Source organism: Roseobacter sp. HKCCA2468, from assembly GCF_037805105.1.
GTDB lineage: Bacteria > Pseudomonadota > Alphaproteobacteria > Rhodobacterales > Rhodobacteraceae > M30B80.
In genome coordinates, this window is the sequence record NZ_JBBLYN010000001.1 from 174,860 (window position 1) to 189,659 (window position 14,800).

The following is a 14,800-nucleotide window of genomic DNA, read 5'->3' on the forward strand; positions in this document are numbered from 1 at the left end:
GCGGCTCTATCTTTCCCTCAGCCATCCGCGCGGGCGGATGCCACATGGTCAATCTGCGGGCCGAGATGGGGCATCGGATAGCCCGCAGTGGCAATCGCGTCCAAAATGTCATCCCGCGCCATGGTGCCTGCAAGGGCAAAGGCCGACAAAACCGCCGAACGCGTGCCAGAGGCACAATAGGCCAAAATCTTGCCGCTGCTGCCCTCAATCGCATCGGCCTGTTCGTCAATCATGTCCATGCTTAACCCCGCAGCCCCCATGGGGTTATAGACAAATTCCAAGCCCGCCGTTTCGGCCGCGGTCTCAAATGCCGCTGCTTGGAGGGGTTCGGGGTTCTCGGCATCGGGGCGGTTGCAGATCAAGGCTGTGAACCCTTCTGCTTTGAGGGTGGCCAAATCCTCGGGCGCGACTTGCGGCGAGACAAAGATTTTATCGGTGATTTGGCGCAGTTCCATTTCGGGGCATCCTTTGGTTGGGCGGCTGTCTCGCCCAATCTAGGCAGGGTTGGGGCCAAGGGCAATTGCAGAAGTTGACACAAATCAAAGCGGCGCTGCCTGCCTCGCGGCACTGTTGGGGGGGTGAACAGGCAAGTTTTAGGAAAGGATAGGGTTATGAGTGGCCATCTGAGTAAAGCCGCGATTGCCGCAAAGCGTGATCAATTACAGACACGTTTGGCGCAATTGGATCAGCGCATCCGCACTGTGGAGGATGCGCTTGACGCCCCCCATTCGCGCGATTGGCCCGAAGCCGCCAAAGAGCGCGAAGATGATGAGGCCCTAGAGGCGCTTGGCCTTGAAGCACAGCATGAGATTGCGATGATAAACGCCGCAATCGCGCGCATAGATGCAGGGCAATATGGGATATGCACCTCTTGCGATTTGCCAATAGCCGAAGACAGGCTAGAGGTTCTGCCCTTTACGCCGTTTTGCCGTGATTGTGCCGCACAGGCGGCCCATTGAGCCGCGCATTTCAGGCGAGGAAAATTCCAACCACCACGGACATCAGCCCGAGCGCCGAGAGCAAAAGCGCGCCCATATTGATCACCACGATCCGTTGCAATTTTGCGCGCAACTCAGCCTCGGGCAGGCCCGCGCGTTTGGCGGCCATGGCCGCGAAAATGCAATAGGCCAAAAAGCCAAGACCGATCAGTGTCAGCCCCGTCCCGATCCAAACAAGCCATTCCATCGCGCATATTCCCTTGGCCTTAGAATTCACCGCCTGCGGGCTAACGCGATTGCGGCCTTCGCGCAATCCCTTTGCGCCAAACGCGCTTGCGAAAGCCAAGGACAGGCGCTAGGTCATGGGCCGCAGAATTGCGCTGACTCGCCCTAAGGAGAGATGTGTCATGGATGACCAAATTGCCCCAAGCCCCGCTGCCCCCTCCTCCTCGGATGCGACCTATCGGGTCACCGCAGATGAGCTGCGCGCCTTTATCGAGCGGTTCGAGCGTCTCGAAGCCGAGAAAAAAGACATCGCCGATCAACAAAAAGAGGTGATGGCCGAGGCCAAAGGGCGCGGTTACGACACCAAAGTCATCCGCAAGCTGATCACATTGCGCAAGCGTGAACCTGACGATATCGCCGAAGAGGAAGCCGTGCTTGAAATGTATAAAGAGGCGCTTGGGATGCGCTAAGGCGCGATCATCCTCACCCCTTCGATCTGTGCCACGCTTAGCAAATCCGCCTCATAGGCCGCACTCATGCGGTCGAGCAGGGTTTGATCCCAATCTGGGATTGTGCAGGCCTCAACCATGAGATCTTCTTTCGCGTATCTCTCTAGGAATGCCAGATGGATACGGCGCAAATGCGCGGTCGACTGGGGCGGGTTTGTCATCAAGTAAAGCTCCATCTGCGCGGCCACAGATTTATCAAGCAAAGACGCGACCAAATCGCTTTCGCCCTTGAGGCGGGTGTCGGGCGGTAGGCCCGCCAAGGCACGCATCACATCGCCCCAAATCAAGGGCGTATCTTCGTTGGCCCAAACTGTCAGCTGTGCATCAGGTTGAGCCGCGCGCAGCCGTTGCAGCATCTCTGACCACCGCAGGGCTTCGGGCTGTATATCCGCCGCAAATTCGTTGAAGTCATCATAACGCGATGCCCGAAATAATGCGGGCAAAAGCGTGCTTGGATCCCGCAGCGCAATAAAGAATTCGATCTCTGCCTCGGGGAAAAGGGCGCGCATATTGTCAGTCTGCCGCTCAATCGCGGGCCAAAATTGTGCACCTTGCGCAACAAGACGATTGATCGAGACAAGCCGCGGGTCAGATAACACCAAACGCTTGGGCGTTCCCGCACCCAGTATCGCATCTAAAAGCGCCTCGGTGATCTCGCGCGATGCGGCCTTGCCTTTGAGTGCGCGCATGGTGTCGCGCAGCACGGTGCGAAATTGCCCCGCCTCAGGGATTGCAATGCCTAAGGCCGCCAATTCGGCGGTGTTTTTGTTTAGCGCAGCCAATAACATATCGTCATCCGTGCATGGCGCACCGAGATGAAAAGCAACCTGCATAAAAGGGCCAGTCCTTATTATCGCTCGTAACCCTAAGGTGCAAATTACAGAAGGGTCAGGATTTGCGCAAATCCTAATGCCGCAAAGAGGGCGAATGTTTCTTTCGGAAATTTTTCAAGCAGCCTCTTGCGTCCGCCCGCATAAAGCCCTATTTCCCCGCGCAGTGCCCCTATAGCTCAGCTGGTAGAGCATCTGATTTGTAATCAGAGGGTCCGCGGTTCGAGTCCGTGTGGGGGCACCATTTCATATTAAAACACTAGATTAAGTGCGGCGTTCTGATAGGCCGTTTGCGCGATGCTATGCGCTGCTATGCGGCGCAGTGATCCCTGTGCAAAGGAAGTGGGCTGTCCGTTTTAGGATGGTGGCGGTGCGGCAGGCGGCTTTCGTCTGCGTTATTTTGGCATCAAAAAATCAACAGCGGGATCGGCCTGAAAGCGCCATTTGCGCAATGGGCCTGCCATGACGTTGAGGTAATAAAGTTCAAACCCGTGCGGTGCGCCGCAGGGGTGGTGGCCGCGTGGCACCAGAACCACATCGTGATCTTGTACGGCCATCACCTCGTCCAAGCTGCCATCTTCGGTATAGACGCGCTGCAGCGCGAAACCTTGGGCAGGGTTGATGCGGTGGTAATAGGTTTCCTCAAGATAGGTGATATTGGGATAATCATCCTCGTCATGGCGATGACTGGGATAGGATGACCAATTCCCTGCGGGGGTAAATACCTCGGTCACCAGCAGGCTGTCGCAGTAATCTTCTGCTTCCATCGCGATATTGTTGATGAAGCGGGTGTTGCTTCCTTCGCCCCGCTGCGTCAGCGTGATCCCGTCAGGGCCAATCTTGCGCGACCCGTGGCCCGATTTTCCAGGCGCGGCACAAACCGCGACCGTGCAATCGGTCTGCGCCACCAAAGACCAATCGCTGTCATTTGGCACATAAAGGCAATGGGGCGGGGTTTTTTCGAACACATCCATCCGATCCCCCAACACGCCCCAATCTTGCCCTGCGGCGGTGATCTGCGCCTTGCCCTCAACCATCACCAAAATCACCTCATTCGTCCCCGTGGGTTCAGCGGCCTTTTCGCCCGCGCGCAGGCGATAGAGCGAAAACCCCACATAACGCCACCCTGCGCTTGCGGGGGTAATCTTATGGGTTTTGCCATGGCTGCCAAAGGGTTTGAGCTGCAATTGGGGCATGGTTTTGGGCCTTTCTTCTGCGGGGTTTATCCCATCCGCTCCGAGGCGTAGGAGCCAGGTGAGGGCGGGAAAACCACGGTCTTGTCGCCGTTGAGGAACACCCGCCCTTTGACATGGGCATGGATCGCGCGGGCGAATACTTGCGCCTCAACATCACGGCCAAGCGAGACATAATCCTCAGCCGATTGGGCATGGGTGACGCGGATGATATCTTGCTCGATAATCGGGCCTTCATCAAGGTCAGCGGTCACATAATGCGAGGTCGCGCCGATCAGTTTTACCCCTCGTTCAAACGCTTGCTTATAGGGGTTCGCGCCTTTGAAAGAGGGCAAGAAGGAATGGTGGATATTGATAATCCGCCCAGACATTTTGCGGCACAGATCATCTGACAAAATCTGCATATAGCGCGCGAGGACCACCAATTCTGCCCCCGTTTCTTCGACCACGGCCATAATGCGCGCCTCGGCATCGGGTTTGTTTTCCTTGGTCACTTTGATGCAGTGAAACGGGATGTCGTGGTTCACCACCAGTTTTTGATAATCCATGTGGTTCGAGATCACCGCAACAATCTCAACGGGCAGGGCACCGATGCGCCACCGATAGAGCAGATCGTTCAAACAATGACCAAAGCGGGAAACCATGATGACCATCTTGCGCTTGATGGCCTCGTCAAAAAATTCGGCTTCCATGCCAAAGGCCGCGGCGATTGGGGCAAAAGCATCCTGCAACCCGTCCAGCCCCTGACCCTGTTCCGAGCGGAAACTGACGCGCATAAAGAAATTACCCGTTTCGGTGTCGTCAAATTGGGCGCTGTCGGTGATGTTGCAGCCTTGATCGGCGAGGAATGTGGAAATCGCGGCCACAATACCCCGCCTGCTGCTGCATTGCACCCGAAGGGCGTAACTGCTCATGGAATGCGCCCCGCCTTAGATATCGGAAAGAAGAACGGGCTGCCCCGTTTTCGCGGATTTTGTTGCTGCCTCGGCCATTGCAAGGGCCAAAACCCCATCTGCCAAGGTGACGGGCAGGGCGGCCCCTTCGGTGATTGCCGCAACAAAGGCCGACCATTCAGCCTTATAGGCCTGCATATAGCGTTCAAGGAAGAAATAGGTGGGCTTGGCCCCCGTAACGCCCCCGGTGCCCGATTTTACGACCGTATTTTCGAGCATATTTTGCGCCTGCAAAAGGCCCTCTGACCCAAGCAGTTCCACGCGTTGATCATAACCATAAACCGCGCGGCGCGAGTTTTTGATGACAGCCAATTCGCCGCCTGCATAGCGCAAGGTCACAATCGCCGTGTCAAAATCACCTGCCGCGCCGATGTCTGGATCCACGATTGAGGAGGCCGTGGCACTGATGGAAACAGGGGCAGAGCCCATTATGAAATTCGCCATGTCAAAATCATGGATCATCATATCGCGGAAAATCCCGCCAGAGACTTTGATATAAGCAACAGGTGGGGGGGCGGGATCAAAAGAGGTGATCGAGAGCAATTCTGCCTTGCCAATCTCGCCGCCCGCAAGCGCGGCTTTGAGCGCGCCAAAATTGGTGTCAAAGCGGCGGTTGAACCCGATCATCACAGGGCGGCCTGTGGCATCGACCACGTTTTGGCAGGCGCGCGCGCGCTCGAGGCTGAGGTCAACGGGCTTTTCACACAGCACGGCCTTGCCCGCGCGGGTGGCAGCCTCCATCAAATCGGAATGGGTGTCGGTTGAGGTTGCAATCAGCACAGCGTCAATCGCGGGGTCTGCGATGATCTCATCCGTGCTGCGCGCCACGGCGCCATATTGCGCCGCCAATTTTTCAGCCGCCTCAGGATAGAAATCTGATACCGCGACCAACTCGCTTTGGGGGTGTGAGGTAATGGCTGTGGCATGCACGCCCGCGATGCGGCCCGCGCCGAGAAGTCCAACTTTCAACATGATCTGTGCCTTTTCTTCGGGTCAAAACCCGTGGGAGTGTGAGTCTCAAGTGTTAGCGCCAAATGTGAGGATGCCCGCGCCCGCGTCAAGCGCCGAGTTTGGCGAGAAAAGCATCATATTCAGAATCCGCAATCGCCACGCTATGCCCTGCCTCGGGGTATCCGCCTTGGTCGACATCTGCCTTGAATTCACGAAAGGCTGCGATGCGCTCTTGCTGAAGGCGTTCAAATTCAGGGGCGAAATTGCGATACATTTTGCCGTGCCGCGGTTTGTGGTTTTTGCCATAGCCGCAGACATCTTCGGTAAAGAGATATTGCGCATCCGCATATTTGCCTGCCCCCATGCCCAGCATCACGAGAGATGAATTCTCGGTCAGATATTGCGCGACACGATCAGGCACGACTTCAAGCTCGGCGGCAAAAACGCCGATTTCTTCAAGCTTTTTGGTATGCCGCCAAAGCGCGGCGGCCTCGTCTGCGGTTTTTCCTACAGCACGCCATCCTGTCCAGGTTATGTAACTTGGGATCAGGCCGATATGCCCCACAACGGGCAAGTGATTGTCGCACAACACCTTTTGAATGTCATAGGAGGCGGCGCAGTAATAGGCATCGCCGCCCAGACCTGCGTAATGAAAAGCCGCGCGCAGGTAATCTTCGGCGGTCGCAATGGGCCGCCCTTCGAAACGCCCCCAACCGCCATAGGGCAGGCCGACCTGAACGAAACAATCGCCGGCCGCTTCGCGCATTTCTGCATCAAAAAAGCGCCCTTCAATTGAGAGCATGTGAATACCCGCTGCATGGGCTGCGGCGGCCTCCTCAGGCGTGGTGACGAATAACATAGAAATTTTTTCACCGCGCTTTTTCATGGCGCGAATATCTTCGACATGGGGGCGATTGTGATACATGGGATGTCTCGCTGATTAAAGCTGTGGCGATAGGGTAAAGGCTGTGCGGAACGCGTCTAACGCCTCCTCAGGGGTGCGGGCGGCAAAGGCCTCCATGCCCACGGGGCCGTTGTAGCCCATTTTCTGAAGGGCGCGGGCAATGTTTGGCCAATGCATTTCACCTGTTCCAGGCTCGCAGCGGCCAGGGTTGTCGGCCACTTGCACCTCGCCAATCCAAGGCAGGCAGGCCTCAGCCCATCGGATCACATCGCCTTCGCCAATTTGCGTGTGGTAAAGATCAAGATTGATCCGCAGTTCTGGGCGATTAATGCTCGACACCAGTTCTAAGACGTCATTCGTGCTTGAAAACGGGCATCCTGGATGGTCGCGCAGATTGAGGTTTTCGAGCGTAAACACCACGCCCTCGCGCGCGGCAAGATCACAGATGCGATGCAACGTGTCGCGTGCGCGTTGCCACATACCAGGCGCCACATGGGCAAGCTGCGGGATTGGCAGGCCCTGATCGCCCAGACCCGTGCCATGCAAATTATACCGCGCCACACCAAGCCTTTTGCCTTGTTCAACCGCCTCGGCCGCAGAGGCCAAAAGCATATCTGCGCCCTCTGCATCGGCCAATCGACCCCGCAGGTAGCCGTTCATTATCGTGAAATTCGCACCAGTGCGGGCGAGGGCATCAATATCCCAAGCGGGCCAATTCCACAGGCCCACGCCAAACCCCATCTCATGCAGGCGCGCCGCCCGCCATGAGATCGGTTTATCCTGCCACAACATTTCGGCACATGCGGCGAGTTCAAAGGCCATCTTTTAGATCTCCACAAACACGCGGCCAGCTTCGACCTTGGTTTTATAGGTGTGCAAATTTTCGCAGGCGGGGGGTGTTTCAACTTCGCCTGTGCTGACGTCAAAAATCGAGGAATGTTTTGGACATTCAATCGTGGCTTCTACGACCAAGCCCTCGCACAGATGCACATCTTCATGGGTGCAGAGCCCGTCTGTGCAATAGTAATTATCCTCGTGATCGCGCACGATGATAAAAGTACGATTCCCGTGATCAAAGCGGATCACATCTTCTTCGGCGATGTCAGCGGCGGCGCAGGCGTCAATCCATTCGGCCATGGTCAGTCCTTTCTTCTGTGTCAGTCGACCTCTGCCCTGACGGGCATGCGTTAAATATCTTGTAGTTTAAAATCTGCGGGTTTGTCGGGCATCACAGCGTGCAGCAACGCCACTGATTTTTCCAAACCCTCGAGCGAATTGAGCAGCACGTCCTCATGTTCAATAGACAGCCACCCATCATAGCCGCCCATTTTAAGCCGATAACAAAATTGCCGCCACCAATGCGCGCCATGACCGTAGCCCAAGGTGATGTATGACCAACTGCGCGCCGGGATATCCATCAACGAGCCATTTTCAAGCAAGCTGGTTGTGGCTTGCACAGGGGGGTTTAGGAAGGTGTCTTTCGCATGCACATGATACACTGCAGCACCCAAAGCCTCAGCCGCGATGAGCGGGTCTGCCCCCATCCAAAACAAGTGCGAGGGATCAAGATTGGCCCCAATAATCGGCCCAATTTCCGCGCGCAGTTTCAGCAAAGACGGCACATTATAGACGCATTGATTGCCATGCAATTCGAGCGCAATCTGGCGCACCCCTTCGGCTTCGGCGGTTTTGGCGATGTCAGTCCAAAACGGGATCAGTTTTTCGTGCCACTGATAGGTCAAGATCGTCTGCGTTTCAGGGGGCCAGCTTGAGACAACCCAATTGGGCATCGTATCACCTGGCGCACCTGCGGGCAGGCCCGACATTGTGCAAACTTTGGCCACCCCCATCTGGCCGGCCAGTCGTAAGGTGCGGCGCAGATCGGCCCCTTGTTTGGGGTCGGTCGGGTGCAATGGATTGCCATTGGCATTAAACGCAATGATCTCAAGGCCTCGATCGGCAAAAGCCTTAAGGAAGGTTTTCTGCGCGGCGCTGTTATCAAGCAGGTCGTCAAGACTGCAATGGGGTGCAGTTGACCAACCGCAAGTATTGATCTCAACCCCGCTGACACCAAGGCGTGCTGCATGATCAAGCATATCCTCAAAAGACAACCCGCTGAGACTGTCGGATACAAAGCCAAGCTTCATTTATAAAACTCCGGTTTTGGGGCCATGGTGACGGGGTGCTTGCACCCTTCGGCCAAGGCACGCGTTCCTGCCATCGCGACCACGGTGGCGGCATAGCCATCCCAACAATCTGCCGCGCGGGCAGGGAATTGACCGCTGTCTACAAAGGTTAAGAAATCGCGGTTTTGGCGCAGATAGGCCTCGTGGTAGCGGCCACGCCAATCGCTTTCATATCGGGTAGCGGCCTGCAGCCCTGCATCGAGCCTGGTATAGGCGATGGGGGCCATGGTGATGCTGCCTGTTTCCCCAACCAATTCGGCCCGCACATCATATCCATAGGCCGCATTGTTGTTGATCTCGATGGTGACCAGTTGATCATCATCCGTCTCAAGCACCATAACCACAGGGGCCACGACATCATCTGAACGGCGCGGTTGATACGCGCTGATGGATGTATATTCACAGCCCAAAACATGACGCACCACATCAAATTCATGGGGCGCAGAATTGGTGATCGCCATAGCCCCTGTAAATTCTGCATTGGGCGTTTCCACATTGCGGTGGAAATTATGCATCATCAAGGCGCGGCCAAGTGCCCCTTGGGCTAAGGCATCGCGCATCTCGATATAGGATTGGTCATAGCGGCGCATGAAGCCCAACATCACATGGCGGTGGCCAGCTGTGATTTCAGCCTCCATCACGGCGAGACATTCGGCGACATCCTGACTGAGGGGCTTTTCGCATAAAACAGGCTTACCCGCTTGGATGGCCCTTAAAGAGAGGGGCGCGTGCGTAAAATCGGGCGAGGCGATCACAAGCGCATCGACATCTGCGCGCACAATCACCGCAGCGGGGTCTGTGGATATATCCCGCGCGCCGCAGCGATCCGCAACACAGCGCGCGCGGGTTTCGTCCATATCGCAGATCACCTCAAGCGTGGCATTGGGCAATTCTTCGGCGAGGATCTGTGCGTGATCCGCCCCCATTAGCCCCGCACCGATAACAGCAAGTCTGATACTCAATTTTTTCTCCGATCACAGTTAGATCTGCGCTTCGATGGTGGCTTCAAGGTCTGCCATAGATTCCCCGCCCGCCATCAAATCAGCGATTTCTTCACGGGTTTTCTCGCCTTTGCGGAAATCAGCGGCGACCGCGCCGCGAATGAGAACGGCAAAGTGATCGCCAACGGCCATGGCATGCATGACCTGATGGGTGATGAAAATCACCGCAAGCCCGCGCTTTTTGGCTTCGTTGACGATACGCAGCACATGGGCCGCTTGTTTGACCCCAAGGGCCGCTGTCGGTTCATCAAGGATCAAAACCCGTGCCCCGAAATAGACCGCGCGCGCAATCGCAAGCGATTGCCGCTCGCCCCCTGAGAGGCCGCCGACCAATCGGTCACCATCATCAATGCGGGTGATGCCGAATTTCTGCACCTGTTCCACCGCAATGCGGTTGGCGGTTTTTCGATCAAAAATCTTAAACGGGCCAAAGCCGATTGTTGGTTCTGCCCCTGCAAAAAAATTCCGTCCAATCGACATTAGAGGATAGGTTCCGCCGAATTGATGCACCGTTGCAATGCCCATGTCCTGCGCATCTTTGGGGCCTGTGAAGTTGACGGGTTTTCCATCCATGAACATCTCGCCGCGGGTCGGTTGATGCACCCCTGATAAAGTTTTGATCAGGGTCGATTTGCCCGCGCCATTATCGCCCAAGAGACATAAAACTTCGCCTTCATGCACCTTGAGGCTGATCTCATGCAGGACATCAATCGGGCCAAAGCTTTTGTCGACCTTGCGCATCTCTAGAACTGGGTGGTGTTGTGTCACAGGTTTGATCTCCCGATGGGTTCGGTTAAGGCGCTGGGGTCGCTGGTTTTGGGCGGCGTTTGGATTTTGCCCCAACAAGGCCAAAGGCCATTTGCCGAAAGCTGGTGTTCATCGCGACCGCGATCAAAAGCATCACGCCAATGATGAAGTTTGACCAATTACGGTCAATATCTGTGAAATCGATGCCCTTGTTGACGATGGCAAAGGTGAGGGTGCCTACGAAAATTCCTGTGATCGAGCCAAACCCACCGCTCAGCAATACACCACCCACAACAACGCTGACGATGATGTTGAAAATATCATTCATGCCGCCAGATACTTGGGCGGAATTGAACAAAATGGCCTGATACATTCCCACAAAGGCGGCAGAGGTGGCGCTCATCATGAAAAGCGCGATGGTCATGTGATCTACGGGGATGCCCGCATTGCGCGCGCTTTCACGATCCCCACCCATGGCGAAGATCCAATTGCCAAAGCGGCTGTGATGCAAAAACACCCAAGCTAAAACCGCACATCCGATCCACCATAAAATAAGCACCTGATGTGCGCCGCCAAAAATGAAATCCCCAAACAGGGTTTTGGCCCAATCAGGGGCATTCAGCGGCACAGAGGCGCTGCCCGTCAAAATTTTAGAACCTGCCAAGACCACCCCTTGCATTCCGACCAGCGTGGCCAAGGTAATGATGAGGGTCGGCACATTGGTGCGTACGGCTAAGATACCATTGATAAAGCCCACGATCATCCCAATCCCAAGGGCGCCTGCGATACCATAGGCCATGGGAAGGCCGTAATGGCCTGAAATAATCGCAACGCTCATCGCACCTGCAGGGATCATGGCGCCGATGGAGATGTCGATCTCGCCAGAGATCATCAACAATCCCACGGGTAAGGCCACAATCCCAATCCGTGCTGCGTAATTGGCCCAACTGGCCGCGCCGAATAATGTCTCAAGATTGACGCCGCCAATCAGCACATAAAACAGCAAAACGGCAAAGAGGCTGAGAACCGATGCGCTTGCGGGGCGTGTCAAAAGTGAAAGACCGATCATGCCCCCCTCCTATTTCGCTGTACGGCTTGCTTGGGCGGCAAGCCTACGGAACGTGTCGTTGGACAGAACAGCCACCAACAACAGCGCGCCTACAATGATCGAGCCAATATTGGGGTCGAGCGCTGCAAAAAACACGCCTTGATTGACCACTGCGAAGGTGATGGTGCCAAGGAATATCCCAAGAATTGAGCCCGCACCGCCTGTTAGCAGAACGCCACCGATCACCACGCACATGATCGAGTTAAAGATAAACGCCTGACCGCCTGCCACTTGTGCTTGTTGATATGTCATGACCTGAGCAACGCCCACAAAGGCCGCGCAAAACCCAGAGGCCATGAACATCCCTATCGTCAACTTGCGTGTTGGAATGCCGGCATTGCGGGCGCTTTCGCGGTCGCCGCCAAGGGCGAATATCCAATTTCCAAGCGGTGACATATGCAAAACGAAATAGGCAAGGGCGACAAATCCAAGCCACCAGAAAATTGCCACGTTGAACATGCCGTTTATGAATTGCCCGAGCATCGCTTTGGCAAGTGGGGCAGGGACATAAGAGACGCTGGTGGAACCCTTGATCATGACGGCGATGCCTAGGGTTAGCCCCATGACCGCAAACATAACGCCGATGGTCACAATTAAGGAGGGGATCGCGCTGCGCGTGACGATGACACCATTGACAAAGCCGACCCCCAACCCCACGGCCAAGCCGCCAAAAATCGCCACGAGGGCGGGAAAGTCGTAATGCCCTGCAAGCATGGCCGTTGTCATGGAGGCTGCAGGGACAACCGACCCGACTGACAGATCAAATTCCCCCGCGATCATCAATAAACCGACAGGCAGGGCAATAATGCCAACTTCGGCGGCGATATTCAGCCAACTTGACCAACCCGGCGCACCAATGAAAACGGGGCCGCCCATGATTGCAAAAAAGACATAGACCGCAAGAAAACCCAATGCTGTCCCCATTTCAGGCCGTTTGAAAAAGGCACTGAGGCGCAGATCTGGGCGAGGGGCAGGTTGCATTACTAAGGCTTTCTTGTGCTGCAAAGAGAGGCGCGCGCCACCCCTTGGGAGTTAGGCAGCGCACGCGAAGTTTCCTTGAAAGACGCTTGGCTTTAGCGCGCGCCCGCCTGAACGCCCGCGATCACCAGATCCACGTTATTTGCATCGACAATGCCAGGCCCTGTGAGGATTTCACGGGTCGGGATAGTGGTGCCATATTGCACGTGGTTGGTCAGGATCGACACGGCGAAAAAGCCTTGCTGATAGCCTTGCTGATCAATCGCGCATGCCTGAGTGCCCGATTGAATATTCGCAAGGATCGAGTCGTTGAAGTTCATGCCGCACACATGAACCGACCCTGTCTTTCCAGCCTGCTGAATGCCGCTGATCGTGGCGTTTGTGTCTTGGTCGCCAATGGCGAACATTGCTGTGATATCGGGGTTTTGCAAAAGATGCGCCCGCACAGCCTGCGCCACGGCGGTCGAGTCACCAAAGGCGGTCGCTGGCAATTGCAACACGGAACCCGTGCCGCCGCCTGCAACGATGCCATCGTTAAAGCCGTTGCAGAAAGCTTCGATATTCGCGGCACCGGGCAGGGTGTTCACGCATGCGCCGTTGGTATGTCCCGCCGCCGCAAGGTATTCACCCCCCGCATAGCCAGAATTGTAATCAACCGCACCAACATAGTTCATTGCGCCAAGGCGATCTGCCGCCTCAATGCCGCCTGCGTTATAGATCACAAGAGGAATTCCCGCTGCGACAACGGCCTCGAATGCGGGATCCATCGCTTCGGGCACCCAGTTTGGGCCGACAACCGCATCGGCACCCTGGTCGATGGCTTGACGGATCAATTCAGCGGCATCAGGGCCGAGATTGTCATAGTTTTGTGGGCCAAGCCATGTCACCGAGCCGCCATGCGCTTCGGCGACCAAACCCGCATGTTCCGCGCCCAGTTTCACGCGCGACCAGAATGGATCGTCTGGCTTTCCGCCAATCACGAAAATATTGGGGCCACCATCGGCCATCGCGAATGTCGCAGACATTGCAAGACCTGCGGCTGCGAGTATGTATTTTGATAGTTTCATTTCTAGTTTCCTCCCTATTTTTGCCGCGATACGGCAATCTTAAAAACCGCAGCCCCCTGTCATCCGAGGCCTCCTCTGCCTCGGGTGGTGTGGGATTATTCTGCGGGTGTTTGTGGTGCCTGTTTTGCCTTGAGCCGCTCTTTTTTGCGGCGGAAGCGGGCCTTCATTTGCTCGTCCGCTTCTTTTGATCCGTCATGCCAAAGCCCGAACCACTTATCGAGGGGCACAAGACCATCCGCGCCGTAATTTACCTCGAAATATTTGTGATGCAGGTGATGGGCATAGGCATGGCTGTCGATTTGGACATCATCGGTAATTTCGAGTTTGTCGAAGCCAATATGCCCGTTCAGCGCGCCATAGCCGACCGCGTGGCTGTTGAACATCATCACAATCGGATTGGACGGGATAATCAGATGCCAGAAAATCTCGCCAAAATAGAACAGGTGCTCGACAGGGTGCATCGACAAGGATGACCACGGGCTGGGGTTGATCGAGTTATGATGCACCGAATGCACGTGTTTGTAGAGAAACGGCGTGTGGATCAGGCGGTGGATGCAGAAAAAATGAATCTCATGGATCGCAGGAACCAGGAGGGTCAGCGCGATCAACCACAGCCAATTGTCTTGGAAATCCACCCAACCAAATAGATGGATTCCATTGGCAAAGCACAGCAGCATCACCACTTCACTCGCTGTCCAAATCGGGATGCCGACCAGAAAACTGCGCAGGAAATTGTCAAGGTTTTGGCTTTTGAACCAAAACACATCTGACGGGTTCTCGGATGGGAATTTTGCGTTGTATTTGAACCGCGTCTCTTGCTTGCGTTTGATATAGAAAAACAGCTCAATGCTGCCATAAAGGACAAAAATCCCGCCTGCATTGACCGCAAAGAGATACAGCGCCCAATCCCAGGAAAAGCTTTTCATCACCTCGACATCAGGCAATACAAACGCCCAATAGAGCAGGGCGGTTGCCATGTGAAACGCGTTCCAAGGCCAGAAATAATCGCGGATGAAATGTGCCATCTTTCCCCATTTCCCAGTCCAGAAAGGGGCGATTTCTAATGTTGCATTCGGTGTCCAGTTGCCGCGTTTGTCGCGGGTTCCATAATCCAAATCGTTCATAACTTGCCCTTCGCAAATGGGGTCGTTTCACAGCGCAAACTGCGCCAGTCCTTTGCTGCGCAATTTGTGAGAAATTGATCTGGACC

General features: G+C 55.5%; 18 protein-coding genes and 1 tRNA gene. 3 read left to right on the forward strand and 16 right to left on the reverse strand.

Features of this window, described 5'->3' with window-relative positions:
• Positions 1-17: 17 nt before the first annotated feature.
• Complete coding sequence (locus AAC620_RS00885) at positions 18-455, reverse strand: TIGR01244 family sulfur transferase (RefSeq protein ID WP_340242350.1); 438 nt, start codon at positions 453-455, stop codon at positions 18-20.
• A gap of 156 nt (positions 456-611) precedes the next feature.
• Between AAC620_RS00885 and AAC620_RS00890 the strand changes: the two genes are divergently transcribed.
• On the forward strand, positions 612-959 hold the full coding sequence (locus AAC620_RS00890) for a TraR/DksA family transcriptional regulator (RefSeq protein WP_340242352.1): 348 nt from the start codon (positions 612-614) through the stop codon (positions 957-959).
• A 10-nt stretch (positions 960-969) separates the two neighbouring features.
• Here the strand turns inward: AAC620_RS00890 and AAC620_RS00895 are convergent, their stop codons facing one another.
• A complete protein-coding gene (locus AAC620_RS00895; RefSeq protein ID WP_317655122.1) occupies positions 970-1,185 on the reverse strand; it encodes a hypothetical protein in 216 nt (71 codons plus the stop codon).
• Between the two features lie 160 nt (positions 1,186-1,345).
• Between AAC620_RS00895 and AAC620_RS00900 the strand changes: the two genes are divergently transcribed.
• On the forward strand, positions 1,346-1,633 hold the full coding sequence (locus tag AAC620_RS00900) for a DUF2312 domain-containing protein (protein ID WP_317655121.1): 288 nt from the start codon (positions 1,346-1,348) through the stop codon (positions 1,631-1,633).
• Here the strand turns inward: AAC620_RS00900 and AAC620_RS00905 are convergent.
• Entirely contained in the window at positions 1,630-2,505 is an 876-nt protein-coding gene (locus AAC620_RS00905) for a hypothetical protein (RefSeq protein ID WP_340242357.1), read from the reverse strand. The two genes, AAC620_RS00900 and AAC620_RS00905, sit on opposite strands and share 4 nt — an antisense overlap.
• A gap of 165 nt (positions 2,506-2,670) precedes the next feature.
• On the opposite strand from AAC620_RS00905, the gene AAC620_RS00910 reads away from it, so the two are divergent.
• A tRNA-Thr gene (locus AAC620_RS00910) sits at positions 2,671-2,746 on the forward strand.
• A gap of 151 nt (positions 2,747-2,897) precedes the next feature.
• On the opposite strand, the gene iolB is transcribed toward AAC620_RS00910, so the two are convergent.
• The 13 genes from iolB to AAC620_RS00975 form a co-directional block, all read right to left on the reverse strand.
• Positions 2,898-3,698: a 5-deoxy-glucuronate isomerase gene (gene iolB, locus AAC620_RS00915; RefSeq protein WP_340242359.1), complete on the reverse strand. Its 801-nt coding sequence runs from the start codon at positions 3,696-3,698 to the stop codon at positions 2,898-2,900.
• Between the two features lie 26 nt (positions 3,699-3,724).
• The gene (gene purU / locus AAC620_RS00920) at positions 3,725-4,609 is read right to left on the reverse strand and encodes a formyltetrahydrofolate deformylase (protein WP_340242361.1); all 885 of its coding nucleotides are present in this window, start codon (positions 4,607-4,609) and stop codon (positions 3,725-3,727) included.
• A 15-nt stretch (positions 4,610-4,624) separates the two neighbouring features.
• A complete protein-coding gene (iolG, locus tag AAC620_RS00925; RefSeq protein WP_340242363.1) occupies positions 4,625-5,620 on the reverse strand; it encodes an inositol 2-dehydrogenase in 996 nt (331 codons plus the stop codon).
• Between the two features lie 85 nt (positions 5,621-5,705).
• Entirely contained in the window at positions 5,706-6,524 is an 819-nt protein-coding gene (locus tag AAC620_RS00930) for a 3-methyl-2-oxobutanoate hydroxymethyltransferase (RefSeq protein WP_340242365.1), read from the reverse strand.
• 15 nt (positions 6,525-6,539) lie between these two features.
• Complete coding sequence (locus AAC620_RS00935) at positions 6,540-7,325, reverse strand: TIM barrel protein (protein WP_340242367.1); 786 nt, start codon at positions 7,323-7,325, stop codon at positions 6,540-6,542.
• Between the two features lie 3 nt (positions 7,326-7,328).
• Positions 7,329-7,640: a MocE family 2Fe-2S type ferredoxin gene (locus AAC620_RS00940; RefSeq protein ID WP_340242369.1), complete on the reverse strand. Its 312-nt coding sequence runs from the start codon at positions 7,638-7,640 to the stop codon at positions 7,329-7,331.
• A 50-nt stretch (positions 7,641-7,690) separates the two neighbouring features.
• Positions 7,691-8,650 carry a sugar phosphate isomerase/epimerase family protein gene (locus AAC620_RS00945; RefSeq protein ID WP_340242371.1) on the reverse strand — a complete coding sequence of 320 codons (960 nt, stop codon included), beginning with the start codon at positions 8,648-8,650 and terminating at the stop codon, positions 7,691-7,693.
• On the reverse strand, positions 8,647-9,651 hold the full coding sequence (locus AAC620_RS00950) for a Gfo/Idh/MocA family oxidoreductase (RefSeq protein WP_340242373.1): 1,005 nt from the start codon (positions 9,649-9,651) through the stop codon (positions 8,647-8,649). The genes AAC620_RS00945 and AAC620_RS00950 overlap by 4 nt, the downstream gene beginning before the upstream one ends.
• Before the next feature lie 18 nt (positions 9,652-9,669).
• Positions 9,670-10,458, reverse strand: a complete 789-nt coding sequence (locus tag AAC620_RS00955; protein WP_317655111.1) for an ATP-binding cassette domain-containing protein — start codon at positions 10,456-10,458, stop codon at positions 9,670-9,672.
• Positions 10,459-10,483: 25 nt separating this feature from the next.
• Positions 10,484-11,506 (reverse strand): ABC transporter permease, encoded by a 1,023-nt coding sequence (locus tag AAC620_RS00960; RefSeq protein ID WP_340242376.1) that lies wholly within the window; start codon positions 11,504-11,506, stop codon positions 10,484-10,486.
• 9 nt (positions 11,507-11,515) lie between these two features.
• Entirely contained in the window at positions 11,516-12,469 is a 954-nt protein-coding gene (locus AAC620_RS00965; protein WP_340242378.1) for an ABC transporter permease, read from the reverse strand.
• Between the two features lie 149 nt (positions 12,470-12,618).
• Positions 12,619-13,590 (reverse strand): substrate-binding domain-containing protein, encoded by a 972-nt coding sequence (locus AAC620_RS00970; protein WP_317655108.1) that lies wholly within the window; start codon positions 13,588-13,590, stop codon positions 12,619-12,621.
• Between the two features lie 95 nt (positions 13,591-13,685).
• On the reverse strand, positions 13,686-14,714 hold the full coding sequence (locus AAC620_RS00975) for a sterol desaturase family protein (protein WP_340242381.1): 1,029 nt from the start codon (positions 14,712-14,714) through the stop codon (positions 13,686-13,688).
• Positions 14,715-14,800 lie beyond the last annotated feature (86 nt).

What these genes read in the sequence shown, in the direction of transcription:
- AAC620_RS00885 (WP_340242350.1), bottom strand. Translation starts at nt 455, where the DNA reads ATGGAACTGCGCCAAATCACCGATAAAATCTTTGTCTCGCCGCAAGTC.
- AAC620_RS00890 (WP_340242352.1), top strand. Translation starts at nt 612, where the DNA reads ATGAGTGGCCATCTGAGTAAAGCCGCGATTGCCGCAAAGCGTGATCAA.
- AAC620_RS00895 (WP_317655122.1), bottom strand. Translation starts at nt 1,185, where the DNA reads ATGGAATGGCTTGTTTGGATCGGGACGGGGCTGACACTGATCGGTCTT.
- AAC620_RS00900 (WP_317655121.1), top strand. Translation starts at nt 1,346, where the DNA reads ATGGATGACCAAATTGCCCCAAGCCCCGCTGCCCCCTCCTCCTCGGAT.
- AAC620_RS00905 (WP_340242357.1), bottom strand. Translation starts at nt 2,505, where the DNA reads ATGCAGGTTGCTTTTCATCTCGGTGCGCCATGCACGGATGACGATATG.
- iolB (WP_340242359.1), bottom strand. Translation starts at nt 3,698, where the DNA reads ATGCCCCAATTGCAGCTCAAACCCTTTGGCAGCCATGGCAAAACCCAT.
- purU (WP_340242361.1), bottom strand. Translation starts at nt 4,609, where the DNA reads ATGAGCAGTTACGCCCTTCGGGTGCAATGCAGCAGCAGGCGGGGTATT.
- iolG (WP_340242363.1), bottom strand. Translation starts at nt 5,620, where the DNA reads ATGTTGAAAGTTGGACTTCTCGGCGCGGGCCGCATCGCGGGCGTGCAT.
- AAC620_RS00930 (WP_340242365.1), bottom strand. Translation starts at nt 6,524, where the DNA reads ATGTATCACAATCGCCCCCATGTCGAAGATATTCGCGCCATGAAAAAG.
- AAC620_RS00935 (WP_340242367.1), bottom strand. Translation starts at nt 7,325, where the DNA reads ATGGCCTTTGAACTCGCCGCATGTGCCGAAATGTTGTGGCAGGATAAA.
- AAC620_RS00940 (WP_340242369.1), bottom strand. Translation starts at nt 7,640, where the DNA reads ATGGCCGAATGGATTGACGCCTGCGCCGCCGCTGACATCGCCGAAGAA.
- AAC620_RS00945 (WP_340242371.1), bottom strand. Translation starts at nt 8,650, where the DNA reads ATGAAGCTTGGCTTTGTATCCGACAGTCTCAGCGGGTTGTCTTTTGAG.
- AAC620_RS00960 (WP_340242376.1), bottom strand. Translation starts at nt 11,506, where the DNA reads ATGATCGGTCTTTCACTTTTGACACGCCCCGCAAGCGCATCGGTTCTC.
- AAC620_RS00965 (WP_340242378.1), bottom strand. Translation starts at nt 12,469, where the DNA reads ATGGGGACAGCATTGGGTTTTCTTGCGGTCTATGTCTTTTTTGCAATC.
- AAC620_RS00970 (WP_317655108.1), bottom strand. Translation starts at nt 13,590, where the DNA reads ATGAAACTATCAAAATACATACTCGCAGCCGCAGGTCTTGCAATGTCT.
- AAC620_RS00975 (WP_340242381.1), bottom strand. Translation starts at nt 14,714, where the DNA reads ATGAACGATTTGGATTATGGAACCCGCGACAAACGCGGCAACTGGACA.